17 protein-coding genes are annotated in these 20,056 nt (G+C 43.4%); 4 read left to right on the top strand and 13 right to left on the bottom strand.

Translation table 11 applies throughout. From position 1 onward, the window contains the following. Window positions 1-95: 95 nt before the first annotated feature. Complete coding sequence (wecA, locus tag JEZ96_RS12695; RefSeq protein ID WP_025008822.1) at window positions 96-1,139, top strand: UDP-N-acetylglucosamine--undecaprenyl-phosphate N-acetylglucosaminephosphotransferase; 1,044 nt, start codon at window positions 96-98, stop codon at window positions 1,137-1,139. 560 nt (window positions 1,140-1,699) lie between these two features. Here wecA and JEZ96_RS12690 read toward each other — a convergent pair. Beyond that, window positions 1,700-2,146, bottom strand: a complete 447-nt coding sequence (locus JEZ96_RS12690; RefSeq protein WP_025008820.1) for a copper resistance protein NlpE — start codon at window positions 2,144-2,146, stop codon at window positions 1,700-1,702. Between the two features lie 373 nt (window positions 2,147-2,519). On the opposite strand from JEZ96_RS12690, the gene JEZ96_RS12685 reads away from it, so the two are divergent. Both JEZ96_RS12685 and JEZ96_RS12680 read left to right on the top strand, forming a co-directional pair. Then, on the top strand, window positions 2,520-3,869 hold the full coding sequence (locus tag JEZ96_RS12685) for a GAF domain-containing sensor histidine kinase (protein WP_025008819.1): 1,350 nt from the start codon (window positions 2,520-2,522) through the stop codon (window positions 3,867-3,869). A gap of 780 nt (window positions 3,870-4,649) precedes the next feature. Next, window positions 4,650-4,952 carry a GIY-YIG nuclease family protein gene (locus JEZ96_RS12680; protein ID WP_011788823.1) on the top strand — a complete coding sequence of 101 codons (303 nt, stop codon included), beginning with the start codon at window positions 4,650-4,652 and terminating at the stop codon, window positions 4,950-4,952. Window positions 4,953-5,021: 69 nt separating this feature from the next. On the opposite strand, the gene JEZ96_RS12675 is transcribed toward JEZ96_RS12680, so the two are convergent. The 5 genes from JEZ96_RS12675 to JEZ96_RS12655 form a co-directional block, all read right to left on the bottom strand. Beyond that, a complete protein-coding gene (locus tag JEZ96_RS12675) occupies window positions 5,022-5,312 on the bottom strand; it encodes a hypothetical protein (protein WP_025008758.1) in 291 nt (96 codons plus the stop codon). A 210-nt stretch (window positions 5,313-5,522) separates the two neighbouring features. Continuing rightward, complete coding sequence (locus JEZ96_RS12670; protein ID WP_025008759.1) at window positions 5,523-7,889, bottom strand: YjbH domain-containing protein; 2,367 nt, start codon at window positions 7,887-7,889, stop codon at window positions 5,523-5,525. Continuing rightward, a complete protein-coding gene (locus JEZ96_RS12665) occupies window positions 7,889-8,674 on the bottom strand; it encodes a capsule biosynthesis GfcC family protein (RefSeq protein WP_025008760.1) in 786 nt (261 codons plus the stop codon). The genes JEZ96_RS12670 and JEZ96_RS12665 overlap by 1 nt, the downstream gene beginning before the upstream one ends. Before the next feature lie 8 nt (window positions 8,675-8,682). Continuing rightward, window positions 8,683-9,393, bottom strand: a complete 711-nt coding sequence (locus tag JEZ96_RS12660) for a YjbF family lipoprotein (RefSeq protein ID WP_025008761.1) — start codon at window positions 9,391-9,393, stop codon at window positions 8,683-8,685. 147 nt (window positions 9,394-9,540) lie between these two features. After that, window positions 9,541-9,792 (bottom strand): hypothetical protein, encoded by a 252-nt coding sequence (locus JEZ96_RS12655; protein WP_025008762.1) that lies wholly within the window; start codon window positions 9,790-9,792, stop codon window positions 9,541-9,543. 482 nt (window positions 9,793-10,274) lie between these two features. Between JEZ96_RS12655 and JEZ96_RS12650 the strand changes: the two genes are divergently transcribed. Beyond that, on the top strand, window positions 10,275-11,399 hold the full coding sequence (locus tag JEZ96_RS12650; RefSeq protein WP_011788828.1) for a patatin-like phospholipase family protein: 1,125 nt from the start codon (window positions 10,275-10,277) through the stop codon (window positions 11,397-11,399). Between the two features lie 142 nt (window positions 11,400-11,541). Here the strand turns inward: JEZ96_RS12650 and JEZ96_RS12645 are convergent, their stop codons facing one another. The 7 genes from JEZ96_RS12645 to JEZ96_RS12615 form a co-directional block, all read right to left on the bottom strand. Beyond that, a complete protein-coding gene (locus JEZ96_RS12645) occupies window positions 11,542-13,257 on the bottom strand; it encodes a proline--tRNA ligase (protein ID WP_011919566.1) in 1,716 nt (571 codons plus the stop codon). Window positions 13,258-13,337: 80 nt separating this feature from the next. Continuing rightward, on the bottom strand, window positions 13,338-13,481 hold the full coding sequence (locus JEZ96_RS12640) for a hypothetical protein (protein WP_156471686.1): 144 nt from the start codon (window positions 13,479-13,481) through the stop codon (window positions 13,338-13,340). A gap of 13 nt (window positions 13,482-13,494) precedes the next feature. Next, entirely contained in the window at window positions 13,495-14,139 is a 645-nt protein-coding gene (locus tag JEZ96_RS12635) for an acyltransferase (RefSeq protein ID WP_025008763.1), read from the bottom strand. After that, complete coding sequence (tsaA, locus tag JEZ96_RS12630) at window positions 14,140-14,874, bottom strand: tRNA (N6-threonylcarbamoyladenosine(37)-N6)-methyltransferase TrmO (RefSeq protein ID WP_011919565.1); 735 nt, start codon at window positions 14,872-14,874, stop codon at window positions 14,140-14,142. A 138-nt stretch (window positions 14,875-15,012) separates the two neighbouring features. Continuing rightward, window positions 15,013-15,393, bottom strand: coding sequence for an Rcs stress response system protein RcsF (gene rcsF / locus JEZ96_RS12625; RefSeq protein WP_025008764.1), 381 nt, complete (start codon window positions 15,391-15,393; stop codon window positions 15,013-15,015). Window positions 15,394-15,469: 76 nt separating this feature from the next. Beyond that, window positions 15,470-16,786, bottom strand: a complete 1,317-nt coding sequence (locus JEZ96_RS12620; RefSeq protein ID WP_061783240.1) for an amidohydrolase family protein — start codon at window positions 16,784-16,786, stop codon at window positions 15,470-15,472. Next, entirely contained in the window at window positions 16,786-19,875 is a 3,090-nt protein-coding gene (locus JEZ96_RS12615) for an amidohydrolase family protein (protein ID WP_128090290.1), read from the bottom strand. Before JEZ96_RS12615 ends, JEZ96_RS12620 begins: the two co-directional genes overlap by 1 nt. Window positions 19,876-20,056: the final 181 nt, after the last annotated feature.

The raw sequence follows: 20,056 nt of genomic DNA, 5'->3' as shown, positions 1-20,056 counted from the left end.
AGCGTAGACTGCTATAATCCCATGTCATTTTTTTGAAATTAAATGTGATTAAATTCATCTTTAATCATGATGTATTTGACTTAAGGAAGAGATCTATGGAATACCTCATACCCCTTTTTACTGTATTTTGTTTAACCTGTATTGCAATTAAAGTATTTAATCCTATTGCTCAGAAGGTCGGTTTGGTCGATTTACCCAATGAGCGTAAGTTACATGTTGGCGCCATCCCTTTGATTGGTGGTATTTCTATCTACTGCAGTGTGTTACTCGTTTCGAGCATAGTGATAGAACAAAGCCAAGTTTTTAATCTATATCTTATCTCTGCTGCGTTAATCCTTTTTCTTGGCGTACTTGATGATAAATATGATCTTTCTGTGCGGGTGAGAATGACTGCGCAGGTTATCACTGCGTCAATTTTGATTTTTGGTGCGGGATTATACTTAACGTCATTTGGTCATATCCTGCATTTTTTTGAGTTTAAATTAGGCTATATAGGTATTTTCGTGACCATTTTAGCTGTAATTGGGGCAATCAATTCCTTCAATATGGTTGATGGTATAGATGGTTTGGCAGGAATGTTAAGCATCGTCACCTTTGCAGCTTTAGCTTTTTTGTTTTATTGGGCAGGGAATAATTGGTTTATGCTTCCCTTGCTATTTATTGGCGCGATTATGGGTTACTTGCTTTTTAATCTAAGGTGGCCGTTTCCTTCTTTCAACAAAATCTTTATGGGTGATGCCGGTAGTATGTTAATCGGTTTAACTGTGGTTTGGATGTTGGTAGTTGGTACTCAGCCTAATGTCGCAGTGTTTTCGCCCGTAACAGCTTTGTACTTAATTGCAATACCGTTAATGGATATGACTGCGATTATGTATAGAAGAGTGAAAAAGGGGATATCGCCGTTTAGTCCTGATCGCGATCACTTACATCATATCTTTGAGCGAGCAGGTTATAATCGCAAGCAAACCCTGATTAGAATTTCATTCGCTTCACTTTTACTTGCCATCGTTGGGATTTGGGCTGAACTCTCACAAGTCCCAGAGTGGATTATGTTTGTCGCTTTTTTAGGTATTTTTGCCTGCTATAACTGGGCGTTATCTAATGTGTGGCAAATCTTGACTTGGGTTCGTAAAGATTAGTTTATTTCTTTAGTGTATTTCTTAATGCCAATTCATTTGAATTGGCATTTTTGTTTTAACGGTTTAAGACTTGTAGGCCCTTGTTTGCGCTGTTAAGCGCAAAGATGCTTTCCTCTTTGTTATTCCTATGCACCTTCGTCATTCCCGCGTAGGCGGAGGAAATCCACAGTAACTCTCTAACTCCTTCGTCATTCCCGCGTAGGCGGAGGAAATCCACAGTAACTCTCTAACTCCTTCGTCATTCCCGCGAAGGCGGGAATCCACAGTAACGTCTTTGGGTACGGTAAAAGTGGGTGACTTAAATGCCAAAAGCTGAATCTCCGCATCGATCACTGCTCCCTGCACTCTTTCTAATAAAGCGTTCAACCTCCTACATCTGACCACCATGGAGGGGGGGAATGTCATATTTTGTATGGAACAAAATTGACCATGCAGTCGTTCTCGAGTATGGCGGCGTAAGGTTTCGGTAATGGCTTGCGGCATCAGAGTTAAAATGCCGCGTAATATATGGGGATTATGAATACAAAAATTTATCGCCAACGCTAGATTGAGATTACTGCTTATTCGCTCTTCTTTTTCAGCACGTAATTAGTGGCTAATTCGCCAGTGATACGTTTACCTTCAGTGTCTAGCATGATGAGTTGGTTCTCACCAACGAGATACTGAGTACCATCGGCCAAGGTTATTTTTTGCCCTTGCGCATCCCATACTGCGGTACCTGTCACTTTAAAAATCTTCTCATCTTTGCCTAAATAAATGCTTTTAAGTTCAAAGCTATTATCGGCCTTTAGGCTGATATGCGTTTCAATACCTTCACAACTGGCACAGGGAAGTACGCCTTCGTAATTGCCGGGCCAATCGAGTGAGTTTTGACTTGTATCCCCTGTAGGAGTATTTGCCGCGGATTCAGTTTGGGCTGGTGTGGTGTCTGTTGGTTTAGGCGCAGGATCTGTGCATGCAGTGGTAAAGAGTGCTAAAAGGGCGATACCTAAAAGTGATTGTTTCATGTTGGCTCCAACCTATCAGTTCAAACTTAGAATATGAACGACCATCATACTCGGCAACCTTTACCAAGCCAAATTCACAGCACCTTAATGTTATGGCAGGAAAAGTATTGTGTCTTATATAGGCGTATTGATTTTATCTTGATACTTAAATGTTATGGTGTTGATGCGGTATTTTTGGTCGTTAGCCGTTTTTTATCCTTTAAATCAAACCAGTTGTTGGATTGAATCTATACTGAAAGCAATGTCTTGTTGATTGTATGGTGTGATTGTGACGTTTTTAAAAATGTTAATATTTGGCGAATTTAACCCGTCATACCTAAGCAAATTAGTAATAAAGAGACTTGCCCTACTAGTGCTAACAGGATGAGCAATCATGACACGCATGTTTGACAGGATTTTATTTGATGTTAGTCAGTCCCCTTTGATTGATAAAGGAGACTTAACTGTGGCTGCGCAGTTGATTGTATCTTCTGTTTGTAAAGGGCTGAATGTTAAGCGGGTAGGTATTTGGTTATTGAGTGAAGATAGGCAATCGATATCGTGTTTTTATCTGAGCCATCATCCCCAATTAGAGCAAACCTTGACACTGGCTCGTGTGCAATATCCCCATTATTTTGACTTATTAGATACCGAGCGAACGATAGTGCTAGATCATAGGCAACTGGATTTAGCGAGCCAAGAGTTAACCACAACTTATTTTATCACTAATAACATCAGCGCCATTTTAACGAGTCCAATACGATACCATGGAAAAATGGTAGGGATTATTTGTATTGAACATCAAGGCGAGCCTCGCGAATGGATGCCAGATGACAAAGCGTTTGTGTCGACTTTGGCGGAAATATTTGCCCGATCGATAAGCGCAAGGGACCGTCTAGATTATCAACGGCAGTTAAAAGTGGTCAATGCAGATCTTGAACTGCGGACACAGGAGCTAGAAGCCGCTTTAGCTCATTTAAGCGCGACGCAAAATCATTTGATTGAAAAAGAAAAAATGGCAGCATTAGGCAGTTTAGTGGCAGGGGTTGCCCATGAAGTGAATACCCCTCTAGGGATAGCGGTGACGTCAGTGACTCATTGTTTAGATGAGCTTGCCTTACTTAAGAGATTCTTTGAATCTAATGAACTCGATCAGGAAAAATTTTTAAATTTTATGACTACAATGCAAGACGGCTTGTCTCTTGTTGATCGTAATCTTGCGCGGGCAGCAGAGTTAGTGCACAACTTTAAACGAACGGCTGCGGATCAATCTATTTGGGAGCGGGAACGATTTAATTTAAAAGCGTATATTTTGCAGGTTTTTAGCTCATTAAAACCCTTAATGCGTAAAAAAAGTATTAGCTTAACGATTAATGTTGATGATGGTATTTATCTTTATTCTTACCCAGGGGCGATAGCTCAGATTTTTACTAATTTAGTGTCTAATAGTTTTCGCCATGGTTTCCCTGATAATTTTACGGGGGAGAAACAGATCATCGTTGAGGCAGATAAAACCAGTTCTACTATCAATATCATCTATCAGGATAGTGGTGTTGGAATGTCTGATGATATTAAAGCAAGAGCCTTTGAACCTTTTTTTACGACAGCGAAGCAATCGGGTGGTACAGGTTTAGGGATGTCTATTATTCATAATCTTGTCACTCAAAAACTTAATGGCCGTATCTCGCTTATTTCGGCTCCAAACCAAGGTGTAAAAATCGAAATGCAGCTCCCAGAGGAGTAAAGTTAAAGCACTTATTGTAAGATCCCTCGCTATTTCTATGTAGGCATAAATTCAGAACCTTTGTCATTCACACTAAGGCTGGAATCTAGCGCCTACGTCGTTCCCACGAAGGTTTAAATCTAGCTCTTACGTCATTCCTGCGAAGGTGGGAATTTAGCACCTTATGTCATTCCCACGCAGGTGGGAATCTAGCACCTTATGTAATTCCCGCGAAGGTGGGAATCTAGCACCTTATGTCATTCCCGCGAAGGCGGGAATCCACAGTAACGTCTTTGTTTTTTTAAAAGCGAGTGACTTAAAAACCAAAAGCTGGATCCCCGCATGCGCGAGGATGACGGCTTTGCTATTCACAGACTCCTTCGTCATTCCCGCGCAGGTTTGAATCTAACGCCTTATGTCATTCCCGTGAAGGCGGGAATCCACAGTAACGTCTTTGGGTGTTTTAAAAGCGAGTGACTTAAAAACTAAAAGCTGGATCCCCGCATCGATAACAGCTCCCTGCACTTTTTCTAATAAAGCGTTCTACCTCCTTCGTCTGACCACCATGGAAGGTGGGAATGTCATATTTTGTACGGAACAAACTTGACCATGCAGTCGTTCGCGAGGATGACGATTTAGTGTTCCCTATGTCATTCCCGCACTGGTGGGAATTACGCATATTCTTTATTCCAGAACATGTGAGAATCTAGCACTTCTACCATTTCTACACAGGAGGGATCCAGTTTTTGAGTTATTATTTAAATCACGTATAAATGGATTGTCACTACTCAAGGATGAATTATGCAACCCTATGTATACATTATGGCTAGCCAATTTAATGGTACTTTGTATATTGGTGTGACAAGCCATTTAGAACAGCGAATATGGCAGCATAAAAACGCTATTGTTGATGGATTTACCCATAAATACAAAGTCGATCAGTTAGTTTATTTTGAAGTTCATGCCTCCATGTACGATGCTATTTGTCGTGAGAAACAACTAAAAAAATGGCGCCGTGAGTGGAAAATTAATTTGATTAATTCACAAAATCCCAAGTGGGAAGATTTATGGTACACCGTCATCGTTGGATCCCCGCATCGATAACTGCTCCCTGTATTCTTTCTAATAAAGCGTTCTACCTCCTTCATCTGACCACCATGGAAGGTGGGAATGTCATATTTTGTATGGAACAAACTTGACCATGCAGTCGTTCGCGAGGATGACGACTTTGTTATTCACAGGCTCCTTCGTCATTCCCGCGCAGGCGGGAATCCACAGTAACGTCTTTGGTGTTTTAAAACCAAGTGACTCAAAAGCCAAAAGCTGGATCCCCACATGCGCGAGGATGACGGCTTTGCTATTCACAGGCTCCTTCGTCATTCCCGCGAAGGCGGGAATCCACAGTAATGTCCTTGGGAGTTCTAAAAGCGAGTAACTCAAAAGCCAAAAGCTGGATCCCCTCATCGATAACTGCTCCTGCGTTATTCTACCTCCTGCATCCATGCAGTCGTTCGCGAGGATGACATGTAGAGGTGAGGATGATGTTTAGAGGGAAGAAGATGGTATTGAATGGGTTATATAAGCGCTTAATATAATGGCAGGTTCCGTCTAGATAACGGTTCCTGCCATTATATGGTCATACTTAGAAATAACAATTAGGTTGCTAATTGCACGCTATTTTTCAGTGCTCGGTTTGGTGTACCAAGGTGCACGGGCATCTGTAACATCAAATAGATTATATTTACGCCCAAGCATTTGACCTCCATCTCGCGTCAGCGGTATCCAAGAGAGGAAAGCACGACTGTGAGTTGACTTAATGGTCATCAGATCAAATGGAACCGAGATATAGAAGCCTTTGGTAAAACTGCCTTCACCATACTCATCTGCAGATAGGTTTGTTTTAGTGGCAAAGGCCCCTACAATCACTCCGCTATCAAATTGTTTTGATAAATCAACGGTGACACCTTTATCTTCAGTGAGATATTGTCCAGCACTTACCCTGAGTAAAGTATTAGGGAACCACTCGGGTTGATAATAAACCGTAGCATGCCCAGTCATTGCGCCTGTTTGTACTCTATAGGCTCGGCCGATGAGAGGGTCAAACTGATGTTCGTCTTTAAAGAAACCAAACATATTGTCTGGATCCCGTTGTTTTACATAGTTGACATCGATACCAAAGGCCCATTGACTATTGAGTGGGCGATACATAAATTCGGTTCCGACACCGCCATACATCATCTCTAAATAACCACCATAGGCTTGGTAGGAGACATTATCGCTAAGATTGTCCATCCAAGTGAGTTGAAGGTTATTCATCCTTACAGGGTTATCATGAACGTATTGACGGATCAGCGTTCTAACACGTTTTAAGTCAGTACCATCTGGTGGCACATCGTATAAAAACTTATCGTAGTTATCGTATAAGTTGAGGTAAAGAGAACCGCCAAATTCAAAGTTATCGGTAAACTTATAATTTGCGCTACCCGTTACGCCAATATTAAACATATAGAAGCCTTCAGAGCCTCCGAAGGATTGCACCATAGTGGGAGAAACATCAAATCCCAGTTTGTCTAGCCAGTCTGTGTTTGTTTGGGTCACGAGAGTGCCTTGGGGGGCACTCGGTACACTGACTTGGCTTGCATCACTCACTTTTGCGTTGAGATATGCAAAATTGGCCACTTTGGCAAATTTTTCAGCATCGATACGGGTTTCTGTAATCGGTTGACTGTAATGGGTTTCAATCAGACGATATTCTTTAATTTGGGATAGGGCGCTATTGTTGGCGAGTATTGTCGCTGCTCTGTGGTGAGCCTCGCTTCTATCGCGAAACTTAGTCTGTTCACCAACAACTGTGATTCTATCTGCTGCAAGATAAATTTTTGCATTGTTATAGCCTGCAATTCGTTGCAGATCCTGCGCAACCTTATTCCAGTCAGTCGTTTCTGTTGCAGCGGTTGATAGAGATGCAGTATTCACTGTGCTATCAACGTTTAGGGCCGTATCTGCTTGAATGTTGTCCGTATTGCTCTCTTGATATGAAGCAGTATCAATTGAGGCTACGCTTGATGGGGTATCTTCCGTCTGTGCTAATTGCGCTTGGGTCATAGGTGCTGCGGGTAGCGGTTTATATTTAGCCGCAGCAGGATCGCGTTTAATTTGCGTTAAGGTATTAAAGTTCGTCTGCAAGCTAAAGCCGAGCGTCCAAGTATTACCGCGCTCATAGCTTAAATGCAGATCTCCCCAGTTACCAAAACGATACAGTAAGCCGTAGTTAAACTTGCTGTCCTGAGTCATATCTATACCGCCCCGTACGACGGGAAAGTCAGACTCGTAATCGTTGGCGTCATATTCCACTTTTACCCTAAGGGGATCCCAAGGGGTTTGGTATTCCACACCACCAAAGAGTGCTGCACAGCCTTTAAACCAACGCTGATAATCGACTTCACCGCCCTTACCACCATAGGAAGTGTCTCGGTCACAGTTATAGTTAAGATCTTTTTTATCCGAGGTTAAATTACCGCTATTTCCGATATAGCCCCAGCCAATACCCAGCGTAAAATCTAATGGGCCGACTCTTTTTGTGGCGGCAATAAATTCGCCATCAAATAATCCTGTGCCGCCAAAGTCACGTACACCGATAGATGTTTCTGGTAGCCAGTAACTTTCTTCAAGTAGCCGGACTTTAAAGTCTATGCCTTTATCCGTGTATTTAGTGTTACCACTAAAATTGGGATCGTTGCTATAAAGCAAGTCGTGCACTAAGGTGTATCGTACTGTGGTTTCAAACCAAGGAAACAATTGCACTGATGCAGTATAGTGTTGATATTCATCGTTATATGTGGTCGAAAAATTAAATTCACCCTCAGCGGCCATGCGACCTGTGGGCATTTGCATTAAGCCAACGCCACCAAAATCCGATTGCGAGGGTAACAGCGTTGGATAAGCAAATTCATCAGCGGAGGCATGTAACAGTGGCAAGAGTGCCAGCGAAAGCGCAGATAAACGGCCTAAGGTATGGATGGAATGGCTAGGCTTTTTCATTACAGAGTCCGATTCTTGAGTAATTCAATGATGTTTTCATTTAAATTGGCGTAGCCATCAAATAGGCTTGAAAACTCAACAAAAAGTGTTGCACCAGGGGCGATATCCTGTGCTTGGTAATTCCAATAGGCGATAGGTTGTCTAATTGCGTTGCCATCGGGTTGAATAATCCAAACAAAGCTGGTTTCTGCGTTCTCGAGTAAACCTGCTTGTTTTAGGTAATCTTTACTGCTTGTTTGGCTCTGCCATGGCATATTGCCTGTTTGAGTGACAGCGCCAACAAGTGTAATCGTGCTGGGACGAGGGGGGAGAACGAGTTGATATTTACCCTCGATAATGGCGTTATAAGACTCGGTAATACGAATCGCATCAATATCTAAGGGTTGCATCACTCGCTGCCCCAGCTTAATGCCACGTAAAAACTGCGCTAATTGGGCAAGCTTAGTAATGTAGCGACTATCATTCGTAGCTTCTCCCATCTGCGCGAGCTGAGAGAGTACTTGTTGGCGTTTAGTTTCTAATAGTGCGGTATTTTCAAGATCCACTAAGGCTGCGCCTAACCAGTAAATAGGCATAACCTCTTTGTTATTCGTTTTATTATAGAGAGGCAGTTGTTGTAATCCATCTTGCACTGCTTGCCCAATACGAATGCCAGTAGGATAAACGATATGCAGTTGTGCATCTTGAGTCGAGGAGGTTGTTACAAACAGCTGAGTTTCGGCATAAGCCACTGTCGAGAATACTGAACTCACTAGCAGCGCCAAAGGTGTTAAATAGGATTTCATCGTGTCTCCTAAGACGCAAATGGCTTGAGTAAGATAATGTCGATAAAAGGCAGATTAGGCGCAATTTTCTGACGACTTTTTACCACATGCCCATTATCTGGCTTTAGCCAAAAATCATTTTGATATTGAATATTTAGACCTTCAACAGATACCGTTTCGCTATAGTGTAATAGCTGCGTTGGGGTATCGTTGATCAGGACGTTTTCGTCGGCAATCAATTTAAATTGAGAAGTCACTTTATAACCATAGTGGTACCCAGGTTGCCAGTCGAGTGTGCGAGTCCAGGTTTTGGGGGTGTTGTCTAAATGCAAACCTAGCACAATAGGATCAGGCTCATGGCTTTCTACAGCAGCTAAATTACCCTCCAGCAGATTATGGGTTTTAATTAAGCGTCCATTTATTGTCACTAACATGCCATTATCAGCAGATAACCATTTGAGCTCTGTGCTGTCAGGCTCTGGTCTAACATGGGAAAGGGTCACTTTAGGTTCTGCAAAGGCTAAAACCACAAATGCCTGAGGGGTGTCGCCTATCTTGGCATAAATACTGGCATAGGGATTCGATTTCACTTGTTCAGACGTGAGCTTAACGTCATCCTCGCCGAGGAATGCTAATTTGATGGTATCGTTGAGGGCGCTAATTCGTTGACTACAACCCGTTATGCCCATCAATACAGTGGAAATGGTTAGTAGTCGCAATAGATTTTTATTTATACGCATCCGAGTTGCTTATTCTCAATAGTAATAAATATCAAATGTAGAGAGATGTGAGAGTGATTTCAAGAAATGGAATTATTTCTACTCTTCTCTGGGTGAACAAAAAAAACAACCGCCGATAGGCGGTTGTTTTTAATTATCCAAGATGGATTAGTTAGCACCAGAATTTGAAGTCGTTGTAGTTCCAGTGCTGGTGATTGGGTTACCATCAGAGCCGTTAGAGGCTACAACAACACCCGCAACAACTGCACCCGCAGCGATTGCACCCGCAGCAAGACCACCAACAGCACCACCAGTGGTTGCGCCACCAGTTGCGGTACCTGCTTCAGTTTCCGCAGCGTTAACAGATACAGAAGCTAACATAGTTAAAGCAGTAACAAGTGCTAATGAAGTTTTTTTCATCGTGATTCCCTTTTAGAAAAAATTAACCTAATTTTTAGCTAATCTAGTACGGCATGATAGGTGATTCAAGTGCAATATTCAATGTTAAATTTATTTAAGTATTCCAACTTTTGACTGATATTTAGTCTTGTGCTTAAGAAATACTCCTTATTTTTTAATGTGTTTTGGAGATTGTGATAAGAATTAAGATAGACCTAATGAATGCTTTTCCTTATATCATTTTCAATGTTCATATACAAAGTCCTAGCCGTGTATGCTGCAATGTCAATGTTTTTAGTATGAGATTTTCAGACTCTTGAACTGAGGTTAGGCACAAGTAGCTGTGGATTGTTATTTATTCGATCTTCGTTTCTATAACAACATTATTTGTTTCCAAAACTTTAAAATTGCATAAATTCTCTAAGGATCAAGTGCTCGGACTTGCTTTTTAGCGATATGCATTGCTTTAATAAATTATTAAAACAATTAATTGGGCCTGTACATTGCCAACATCTACAGCATTAGTTCTCGGCGGCGGTGGTGCTCGAGCCGCCTATCAAGTAGGCGTGTTAAAGGCACTCGTTCAGCTTTATCCACGCAACCATGGTATTCCCTTTAAAATCATTTGCGGAACATCCGCTGGAGCCATTAATGGTACTGCGATTGCGACCCATGCATCTTGCTTTCACCTTGGAGTGAGAAAACTGGAATGGGTCTGGCGCCATTTTGAAACTCGAAAAGTTTATCGTGCCTCTATTTTTGGGGTATTGAGTCATTTAGCAAAAATGGCACTTAAGGGAATGCAGGATGATAAAGTGAATACGGATGCGGGGAGTTTGCTTGATAATGATCCCTTAAGAAAACTGCTTAACGAACTTATCGATTTCAAACGGATTGACCGTAATATACGCAGTGGCTCACTGACTGCGCTTAGTGTGGATACATCCTGTTATAACAATTCCCGTTCAGTGACGTTCTTTCAAGCCTCTCGGGATATTGATAATTGGACAAGGGCAAGGCGTAGTGGTCAACGTATGATGCTCAATACTGAGCATTTATTAGCGAGTTCAGCGATTCCTATGGTGTTTCCATCCATTAAGCTCAATCAGGCTTATTATGGTGATGGTTCGGTTCACCAACTTGCACCATTATCAAGTCCTATCCACTTAGGTGCCAAAAAACTATTAGTGATTAACTTAGATAGCCCGCATAAGCACTTTCCGATGGAATTGGAATACCACCCAAAAACAGCCACTATTGCAGGTCATCTACTTGATACTATCTTTTCAGATACCCTTAATAGCGATCTTGAAAGATTAGAGCGGATCAATAATACCTTGGCGCAGATCCCCGAGGAAAGCCGTAAAAAACTGACGTTACAGCCTATAAAAACCTTAGTTATCAAACCGAGTGAAGACTTAAGTAAGCTTGCCGCGCGGTTTTATGATGATATGCCTTGGGCAATAAGGGTTTTACTTGGTTTTACCGGCATTAATCGCCAGTCAGATTCGAGTATTGTGTCTTACTTATTGTTTGAAAAATCCTATACCAGTGCGTTAATCGATTTAGGGTATAAAGATGCAATGGAGCAAATGAATGAGCTTAAAGCCTTTTTTGATTTAAACTAGACCTATGAGCCGAGTTTGCCCTATTTTAGCCAATGATGATGTACTGATATTCACGATCGTTAAAATAGACTTTTCAATGACAATAAAAAACGCACTTAATCTTAAGTGCGTTTTTTCATGCTTATCTGAGTAACATTAAGCGTTAGCTTTTAACCGCATTTTTCAGGAAATCAACAAGTTGATCGAACGGAATATCTTGTTTCTCACCTGTGCGGCGGTTTTTGTATTCAAATACGCCCGCATCGATATTGCGATCGCCAATCACCACAGTGTGTGGGATACCAATCAGTTCCATATCGGCAAACATTACACCTGGGCGCTCTTTACGATCATCCAGTAACACTTCGATACCCGCTGCGCTTAAGTCTTTGTATAACTGCTCGGCGATATCGGTGACGCGGTGCGACTTGTGCATATTCATAGGTAAAATGCCCACACTGAACGGCGCAATTGCTTCTGGCCATACAATGCCGCGGTCATCAAAGTTTTGCTCAATCGCAGCGGCTACGATACGGCTCACGCCAACACCGTAGCAACCCATCAGCAATACCTGAGATTTACCGTTTTCATCAAGAACAGTGGCATTCATTGATTTAGAGTAGTTAGTGCCGAGTTGGAAGATATGGCCGACTTCAATACCGCGTGCCATCGCATAAGTCCCTAAACCATCAGGCGTGGGTTCACCTTCAACCACGTTACGGATATCGGCCGCTTGGGCTAATGGCAGATCGCGCTCCCAGTTGATACCAAAGTAGTGTTTATCATCCACGTTGGCACCGGCTGCAAAATCGCTCATCACGCTGACGCTATGGTCGATAATGATTGGCATATTCAGACCAACAGGGCCAAGTGAACCTGGACCTGCGCCAATGGCGTCACGGATCAGGGCTTCTGGCGCCATTTCCAATGGTGATGCGACTAAATCTAACTTGTCAGCCTTGACTTCGTTGAGTTCATGGTCGCCACGAACGATTAACGCCACTAGCGGAGCGGCTTCTGTTGCACCTTTAACGATCAAGGTTTTGACCGTTTTAGTGATATCCAAACCAAACTGCTCAACTAATTCCGCAATGGTCTTCGCATTTGGGGTATCGACTAAACGCAATGCTTCAGTGGCTGCGCCGCGTGGTTCGGTTGGCATAGGTGATTCGGCTTTCTCAATGTTAGCTGCGTAATCGCTGCCCGTTGAGTAAGCAATTAAATCTTCACCGCTTTGTGCTAGAACATGGAACTCGTGTGACATACTGCCACCGATTGAACCCGTATCAGCTAAAACTGGGCGGAAAGCTAAGCCCATACGCGATAGAATGTTGCTATAGGCTGTGTACATGGCCTCATAGGTTTCATTCATGGTATCGACGTCAAGATGGAAAGAATAAGCATCTTTCATCAAGAATTCCCGTGAGCGCATCATGCCAAAACGTGGGCGAACTTCATCACGGAATTTGGTTTGAATTTGGTAAAGGTTCAGCGGTAATTGCTTGTATGAACTGACTTCTTTACGAATGAGATCGGTGATCACTTCTTCATGGGTTGGCCCCAGTACGAAGTCGCGATTGTGACGATCTTTAAAGCGCAGTAGCTCTGGACCAAATTTGTCCCAACGACCCGTTTCTACCCACAAATCAGCCGGTTGTACCATCGGCATTAGAATTTCAATCGCTCCGGCTTTGTTCATTTCTTCACGAACAATCGCTTCGACTTTTCGTAGTACACGTAAGCCCGTGGGGAGATAGCTGTAAAGGCCAGACGCATTACGACGGATCATGCCCGCACGTAACATTAATTGATGACTAATGACCTCTGCATTGGCAGGAGTTTCTTTTTGTGTTGATAGCAGGTACTTGCTGACGCGCATTACCGATGTCCAAATTTGAGTTGAATGGGCGCCATTTTATCACCTGCTTTGGTGATGTCACCTAGGGATTTAGGTTAAATTCAGTTAGCTGGCAGATAAATGGCATTTTTTGATGCTGGATAACGGATAACGGATAACGGATAACGGATAACGGATAACGGATAACGGATAACGGATAACGGATAACGGAGGAGTGCTGCGCAGCTAGAGCGTGACTTCGTCATTGCTAGGCTAGTATCAAGATTCTCGTTTCTGCTTACTTCGCCTATCGCCAATCACGCGTGCAGGATTGCCAGCAACAATAGCCCAGTCGGGCACATTTTTAGTCACGATGCTGCCCATTCCGACCACGGCGTGATCGCCAATGGTCACACCATCGACTATGCCAGCCTGCGCGCCAATCCACACATCTTTGCCTATAACAATGCCTTTGGAGTTAGCGGCTTGTTGATATATAGGTGTATCTGGTGCCATGCCGTGGTTAAAGGCATAGATGGTGACATTGTTGGCAATGCGAGTTTGGTCACCAATCTGAATTCCCACTCGACCACCATCGAAGGAGCAGCCATGATTAATCGCGACTTCATTCCCTAAAGTGATAGGCCCATGTAAAAAACACTCGGCGGCAATCATGCAGCGATCGCCGATGTTGATGTCGCGATTTGGCTCGGCAAATAACTGTGCCTCGGGGGCAATAAAACAGTTATCACCTATGGTGACGGTTTCGAGGGCACAAAGAGCCGCTTGTACTTGATCTTGCCAAGGCTTTGCCCAGACTAAGTGTTTTTCTTTTAATGAAAAATACAGCCAGGGCATCCAAGACAGGCGCTTTTTATGTTGGCTTTGATAATCAGGTTTTGATGTAGGTGTTGGCGCAGACATTTAGCCACATTTCCCCGGTTTGAGTTCGAGCACTTGAATGTATTCCCGATCATCGTCATCGACCGCCATCTGCCAGAAGATATCTAAATCATATAAAGCGACTTGGTATAACTTAGGATCATCCTTGGCTTTTTTATATGCTGGGCGAGGATCTTGCCCCAATATGCCGCGGATAAGTATCGCTAAATCAGTATAAGCGTCCTGTTTGCCATAGGTATCAATCTGGGTCGTTGCGAGATCGGAAAACACTACGCTAATCAGTTTAGGGGCTTCTTGGGCGATACCGCCCACTGCATTCATAATCGAATCTGAGAAGGGAATATAGGGCTTAATATCAATTATCGGCGTGCCATCGACAAGATCCATACCCGAAATTTCAAGGCACACTTTGCCCTTACGCTGCACTACCCCGTGGAGTTTAACAACCGACTGACCAATGCCATTAGGCCTAAAAGTGGAACGAGTGGCAAACACGCCGAGTTTTTCATTACCGCCTAAACGGGGTGGCCTAACTGTGGTTTTCCAGCCTTGGGCGAGATTTTCATGGAAGCAAAACAACAACCAAAGGTGGGAATATTGCTCTATGCCACGCACAGCATCGAGATGATTCACATGAGGTTCGAGTTCGACATAGCCGCGAGCTTCAACGAGTCCGGGTTGTCTTGGAATACCAAACTTTTGTTTATAAGGTGTACGGCATGTCGCTATGGCGACAATTTGGTTGGTAAATGTCATGCAGAAAATTACCTAAAAGGGAAATATAACAACCGCTTAAATTTGTGATTAAATGCCTATTGTTAAGGATTAATCATCAAGCGGTTGATATGGGTAATCTCAGATCGTTACAAGCTGTACGTTTAACACCCGTAAGTACTACTCGGTTGTGGCAGTCTTAATCGCTTGGCCTACGCATAGTGCGCGGCTAATACAACCTTGAGCAGCTTCTTCAAACATGACACATTGCTTGATGATAATGCCGTTCGCGCCTTTATCCGCCGCACTTCGGCGAGCTTGGGTTCTGGCATCGGCTAGGGATGCTGGCACGGCATTAATATCGGCTTGGCAAGATTCACCTTGCACTAAACCTTTTAATTCATAATGGCCTTTAGGCAGGGACTCACCTTCGTAGAGAGTGACATCGGATGCCTTGAAATAGTCATTAATCGCCTCTGTATCTAAATTACTGTTAAAACGGTAATCGCTTGCACAGGCACTGAGCAGTAACACTAATGCACTTGAGAGGATGATTTTCATGGTTTGACCTGAGGTTGAGGAAAAATGGCGCAGCCCAATGGACTGCGCGATACGATATTATTTATCTGAGCAAATTCTACCGCTTAAGGTACTTTTGATAAAGCTGCTGATGACGATTATTCAAATCTATCTGCCGACCGTCAATCCACATTGCCTCGATCTTGTTGGTTATAGGGTCGAGAATATCTCCCGCTGAAAGTACCACACTGCCTCGGTATCCCACAGCGATAGCCCCTAAATCCGCTATACCTAATAGCTTTGCGGCATCTAAGGTGATGGATTTAAGCGCTTGATCAGGTGTTAAACCATAGGCCGCACTGTAACCTGCTGCATAGGGGAGATTTCGGCTATTCCAATCCGATGAGAACCCGAGAGCGAAGGGGATATCCGCATCAGTGAGCAAAGATGGAATGCTAAAGGGTAAATCGACGGGTTCATCTTTACGTTTAGGCAAGCTGAAGGTGTGTGGGTAAATCACTCCTGCTTTAATTTCCTTCAGGCTTGAGGCTAAACGCCATGCATCATATCCACCGACAATCACCAGCTTGAATTGGTATTTTTTAGTCAGGGCAATGATTTGTTCAATTTGTTCTACGCTATCAGCATGGGCAAAGAGTGTGGCTTTGCCTTGATATAGCGGCAACATCGCCTGCCAGCGTAGGTTATAAGTTGTAGCAGTCTTATCTTTCTTATCTTTACTTATAGCTTGCTCACTTAAGAAGTAACGGTAGCCATCTTCAAAGGCGATATTGAGTTGAGCAATCGCCTGTTGATTTTTCTCTATGGCCTTAATTTTTTCCTTATCATCTTCTGGCATACGTTTAATTTGCGGCCAATAGACATGGAATTGTGCTGTACTGGGGATGAGCGCATCTTCAATCGTCCAAGCGTCGAGGTTGACAACGACTGATTGCCCCGCTAAACCCTCACCACTCGGGACGATTTGGGCATGTGTAATGCCGTTGTAGCGAATTGTTGGGAGCAGTTCTGAGTCTGGATTATAAGCGCTGGCGGCACTGATATGTGGATTGATATTTCCCACTTCAGCTTTATCTACCGTTGGGCGACTCATATCTATTTCAACTAAACCCAGGCTTGTATCGAGGGCAATCAGGCCGGGATATAAGTGTTTTCCGCTGGCATCGATAATATGAGTGTCGTTAATTTTTGCTGTTGTAGGCGTTGAGTTTAACTGTGTTCCCACGGCGGTAATTTTGCCGTTTTCAATTAAAACGTCAGTATTACTCAGTACACCTTGGCTAACTGTGTGCACAGTGGCATTTTTTATCAGCACGTTACGCACTTGCTTAGGGGCGGGGACTATATCGTTAGCAATGATTGGCATTGCCACCATTAAGCTTGCAAGCAGGAGTGTCGTTGGTAAATATTGCATTAGTGTGCTCCCTGATGATTGTGGCCCCATGCCTGATAGTGGGTATCGCAGTGCCATTGTGGCTCGTTTAACGGTGTGATTTTTTCACCTGCTTTCGCTGTATCATCACTGTTGAGAATTTTTTGGATAAGTGCGGCGCGCTCTTTCACCACAGCTTGCTGGGCAAGTTGATCTTGGTCGCGGTCAAAATAGCGCTTACCCTCCACCCATGCATGGGTTACTTTAGCGTAAATGGATAGAGGTTCAGCGTTCCACAGGACAACATCAGCCATTTTCCCTGGGGCAAGTGAGCCTACAAATTCATCGACTCTCAATTGCTTAGCCGGATTGATGGTGACCATGTTCCAAGCATCCTCCTGTGACATATCACAATACATCATTGATTTGGCGGCTTCTTGGTTAAGCCTGCGCTGCATTTCATAATCATCGGAGTTAATGCTGGTGGTCACGCCCTTGTTTAACATCAGACAAGCATTTTGGGGAATGGCATCATACACTTCGAATTTATACGCCCACCAATCGGCAAAGGTGGATGCGCCAGCACCGTGAGCCGCTAGCTCACTCGCCACTTTGTAACCTTCGAGCACATGGGTAAAGGTTTGTACCTTAAAGCGATAAGCCTCGGCTAAACGTAAAAACATCAGAATTTCAGATTGTACATAGGAGTGAATATGCACATCGCGTTGCTGTTTTAATACCTCGGCTACCGCTTGAAGACGGTAACTTGGACGTGGGGTAATGGTGTTTTTCTTATCGCTTGAACGCAGCTCGTTATAGGCTTTAAAGGCTTTCTCATAGGTAAGGGCGGCATCGAAGGTTTCTTCGAATAATGCTTTAACGCCCATACGCGTTTGCGGAAAACGCTGCACAAACTTTTCTCCCCAGTTGCTTTGTTTAACATTTTCACCTAAAGCAAACTTGATACTGGCTGGCGCATTAGCGAACTTAAGTTGTTCGGCTGGCTCGCCCCATTTCATTTTGATCAGTTGCGATTGGCCGCCAATAGGGTTAGCACTGCCATGGAGGAGTTGTGCGCTGGTGACGCCGCCCGCTAAAGCGCGGTAGATTGAGATATCTTCGGGATTAATGATATCGCCAATGCGCACTTCTGAAGTCACGGCATCGGTGCCTTCGTTAGTGCCGCCATTAATAGCGATATGGGAATGCTCATCGATAATACCCGCCGTAAGGTGTTTACCCGTAGCATCGAGCACTTGATAGCCTGAAGGTGTGCTTAGCTGTTGGCCCACTTTTTCGATACGACCATTGGCCATCAAGAGATCAGCATGTTCGAGAATGCCTTGCTTATCCGATGTCCACAGGGTGGCATTCTTGATATGTAGTTTCTCCACCTTAGGTACTTCGCTCAGTCCGTAAGCGACGTTAGGGAAGGTGAGGTGACTCACTAGGCTCGTGTTGGCTTCATTCTTGGGAGCTCGATTGCTTGCTTGGTCTGTACTTTTGAGCTTTGCAGTTTGAGTCATAGCGATACCGGCAACATTTGTAGTGCGACTTTTTGCATCGACCATACGACCTTGAATGCCGTCATCGGCCATCCACAGCGTAAAGCGGCTAAGGCCGTTAATGCCTGCGGCGCTCAAATTGGCAGTAAAGCTCAATCTCCCGTTATCATCTAACTTAAGTTGAGTGAGTGAGATACTTTGTTCGCCACTGCTTAAGCTGCCTTGGATGTTGGGTTTATCACTTTTACTGTTATCATGTAGCGATAAATCTAGCGTGAGGTTATTGAGGCTTAATTGGTAATCCCCCAGTAATCGAGCTTGGGGAAGTGAGCGCAGACTTTGCTCCTGACCTTGCAACCAAACACTGTAGATCTGGCCATCCTTAAAAATATTACCTTTTGTCACAACAAAGTCAGCCATATAACCGGGAGCGAGTTTACCCGTTAACTCGGCAGTGCCTATCATTTCGGCAGCTTGAGTTGTAAGTGCTGCGAGGGCTTTTTCTTCGGTTAATCCTTGGGCGATGGCTTGACGTAGGCGAGGCCAGAATGCATCGCTTTTAATCCCATATTGGGTGAATGCGAAGGGCAATTCGGCTTTAGCAACAACATTGGGGTTTGTTGATGCCCGTTCCCAGTGCCTTAATTCTGCAAGGGATACTTCGCGTTCTGTATCATCTGTTGTCACTTCTGGGGCTTGAGGATAGTTTAAGGGGAGAATCAGAGGATAATTTAACGCCTTCAATTCATTAATCCGTGCATATTCCTGGCCATTTCCCAGTAAGTAACCAGAGAGGTTATGCTCTTTAAGTAAATTAGCGGCACGTAATAAATCATTAAGATTTTTGGTTTCAAAGACGATGGGTTTCTCAGCTAACTTATCGAGCCGTTCAAAGGCAATATTAAATTCGATTTGACTATTTGTTGTGCCATTTGCTGATTTGTTTTTATTTTGGTTATACCAGTTGGCATCGGCAAATGTTTGCCTAATGAGCGCAATACTGCCCATTAATGAACTGGGATAATCTTGTTCTGAACTGCCTTTATCAAATGCCATAAAAGGTTGGCTGCGGGCGCGGTAAATGACTTCGTTAGCCGTTTTGTCCGCTAAAGAAAGACTGACACCTGTACCGCGAAAAATACCATCGAGTTTGCTTGTTTGTACGCTAGTAAAACCATTATTAATCCAGTCTTTAGCGCGTTCTTTATTTGGATAAACATAATTAACCCATTCTTTTTCAGAATGAATGGCGCCATTTTCGGCATTACCACCGATACGTTTAATATCATAAACAGGGCGTGTCAGTCCCAGTTTTGGATATTCAAATTCAATACCATAGTCGGTAAAGGGATCGATAAATCCGGGATAAATGGTGTAACCCGTTAGATCAATTTGTAAAGCTGCTGCGGGGATCTCTCCCTGCTCAATTACCGCTTTAATTCTATTGTTTTCAATTAATAGCGTTGCATTGCTGAGTCGTTTATCTGGGGAAATAATTAATTCTGCGTGGGTCAATGCTGTTAACTTATTTACAGGCGTTACAGGGTTGGGCGCAGCGAATATTGTTTGGGATACTAAGCTGCTTATCATGCAGGAGCTTAGTATTAACTTATTGTTTATCTGCATTTTTATTAATTTTTTAGAGGGTGGTGATAAAGAGTAACTTAAAGCGATTGTAAATACTAAGGTTGAATTGTAACGTAATTTTAGTGATTACTTAGATAAGGTAGAACGTGTTTCTTACCACATTCGAGATATAAAAAAGCTCGCTAAACAGCGAGCTTTTTATGTTACTCAGCAGTACTAA

The organism is Shewanella putrefaciens (assembly GCF_016406325.1).
GTDB lineage: Bacteria > Pseudomonadota > Gammaproteobacteria > Enterobacterales > Shewanellaceae > Shewanella > Shewanella putrefaciens.
This window is presented reverse-complemented; position numbering and strand designations above follow the sequence as displayed.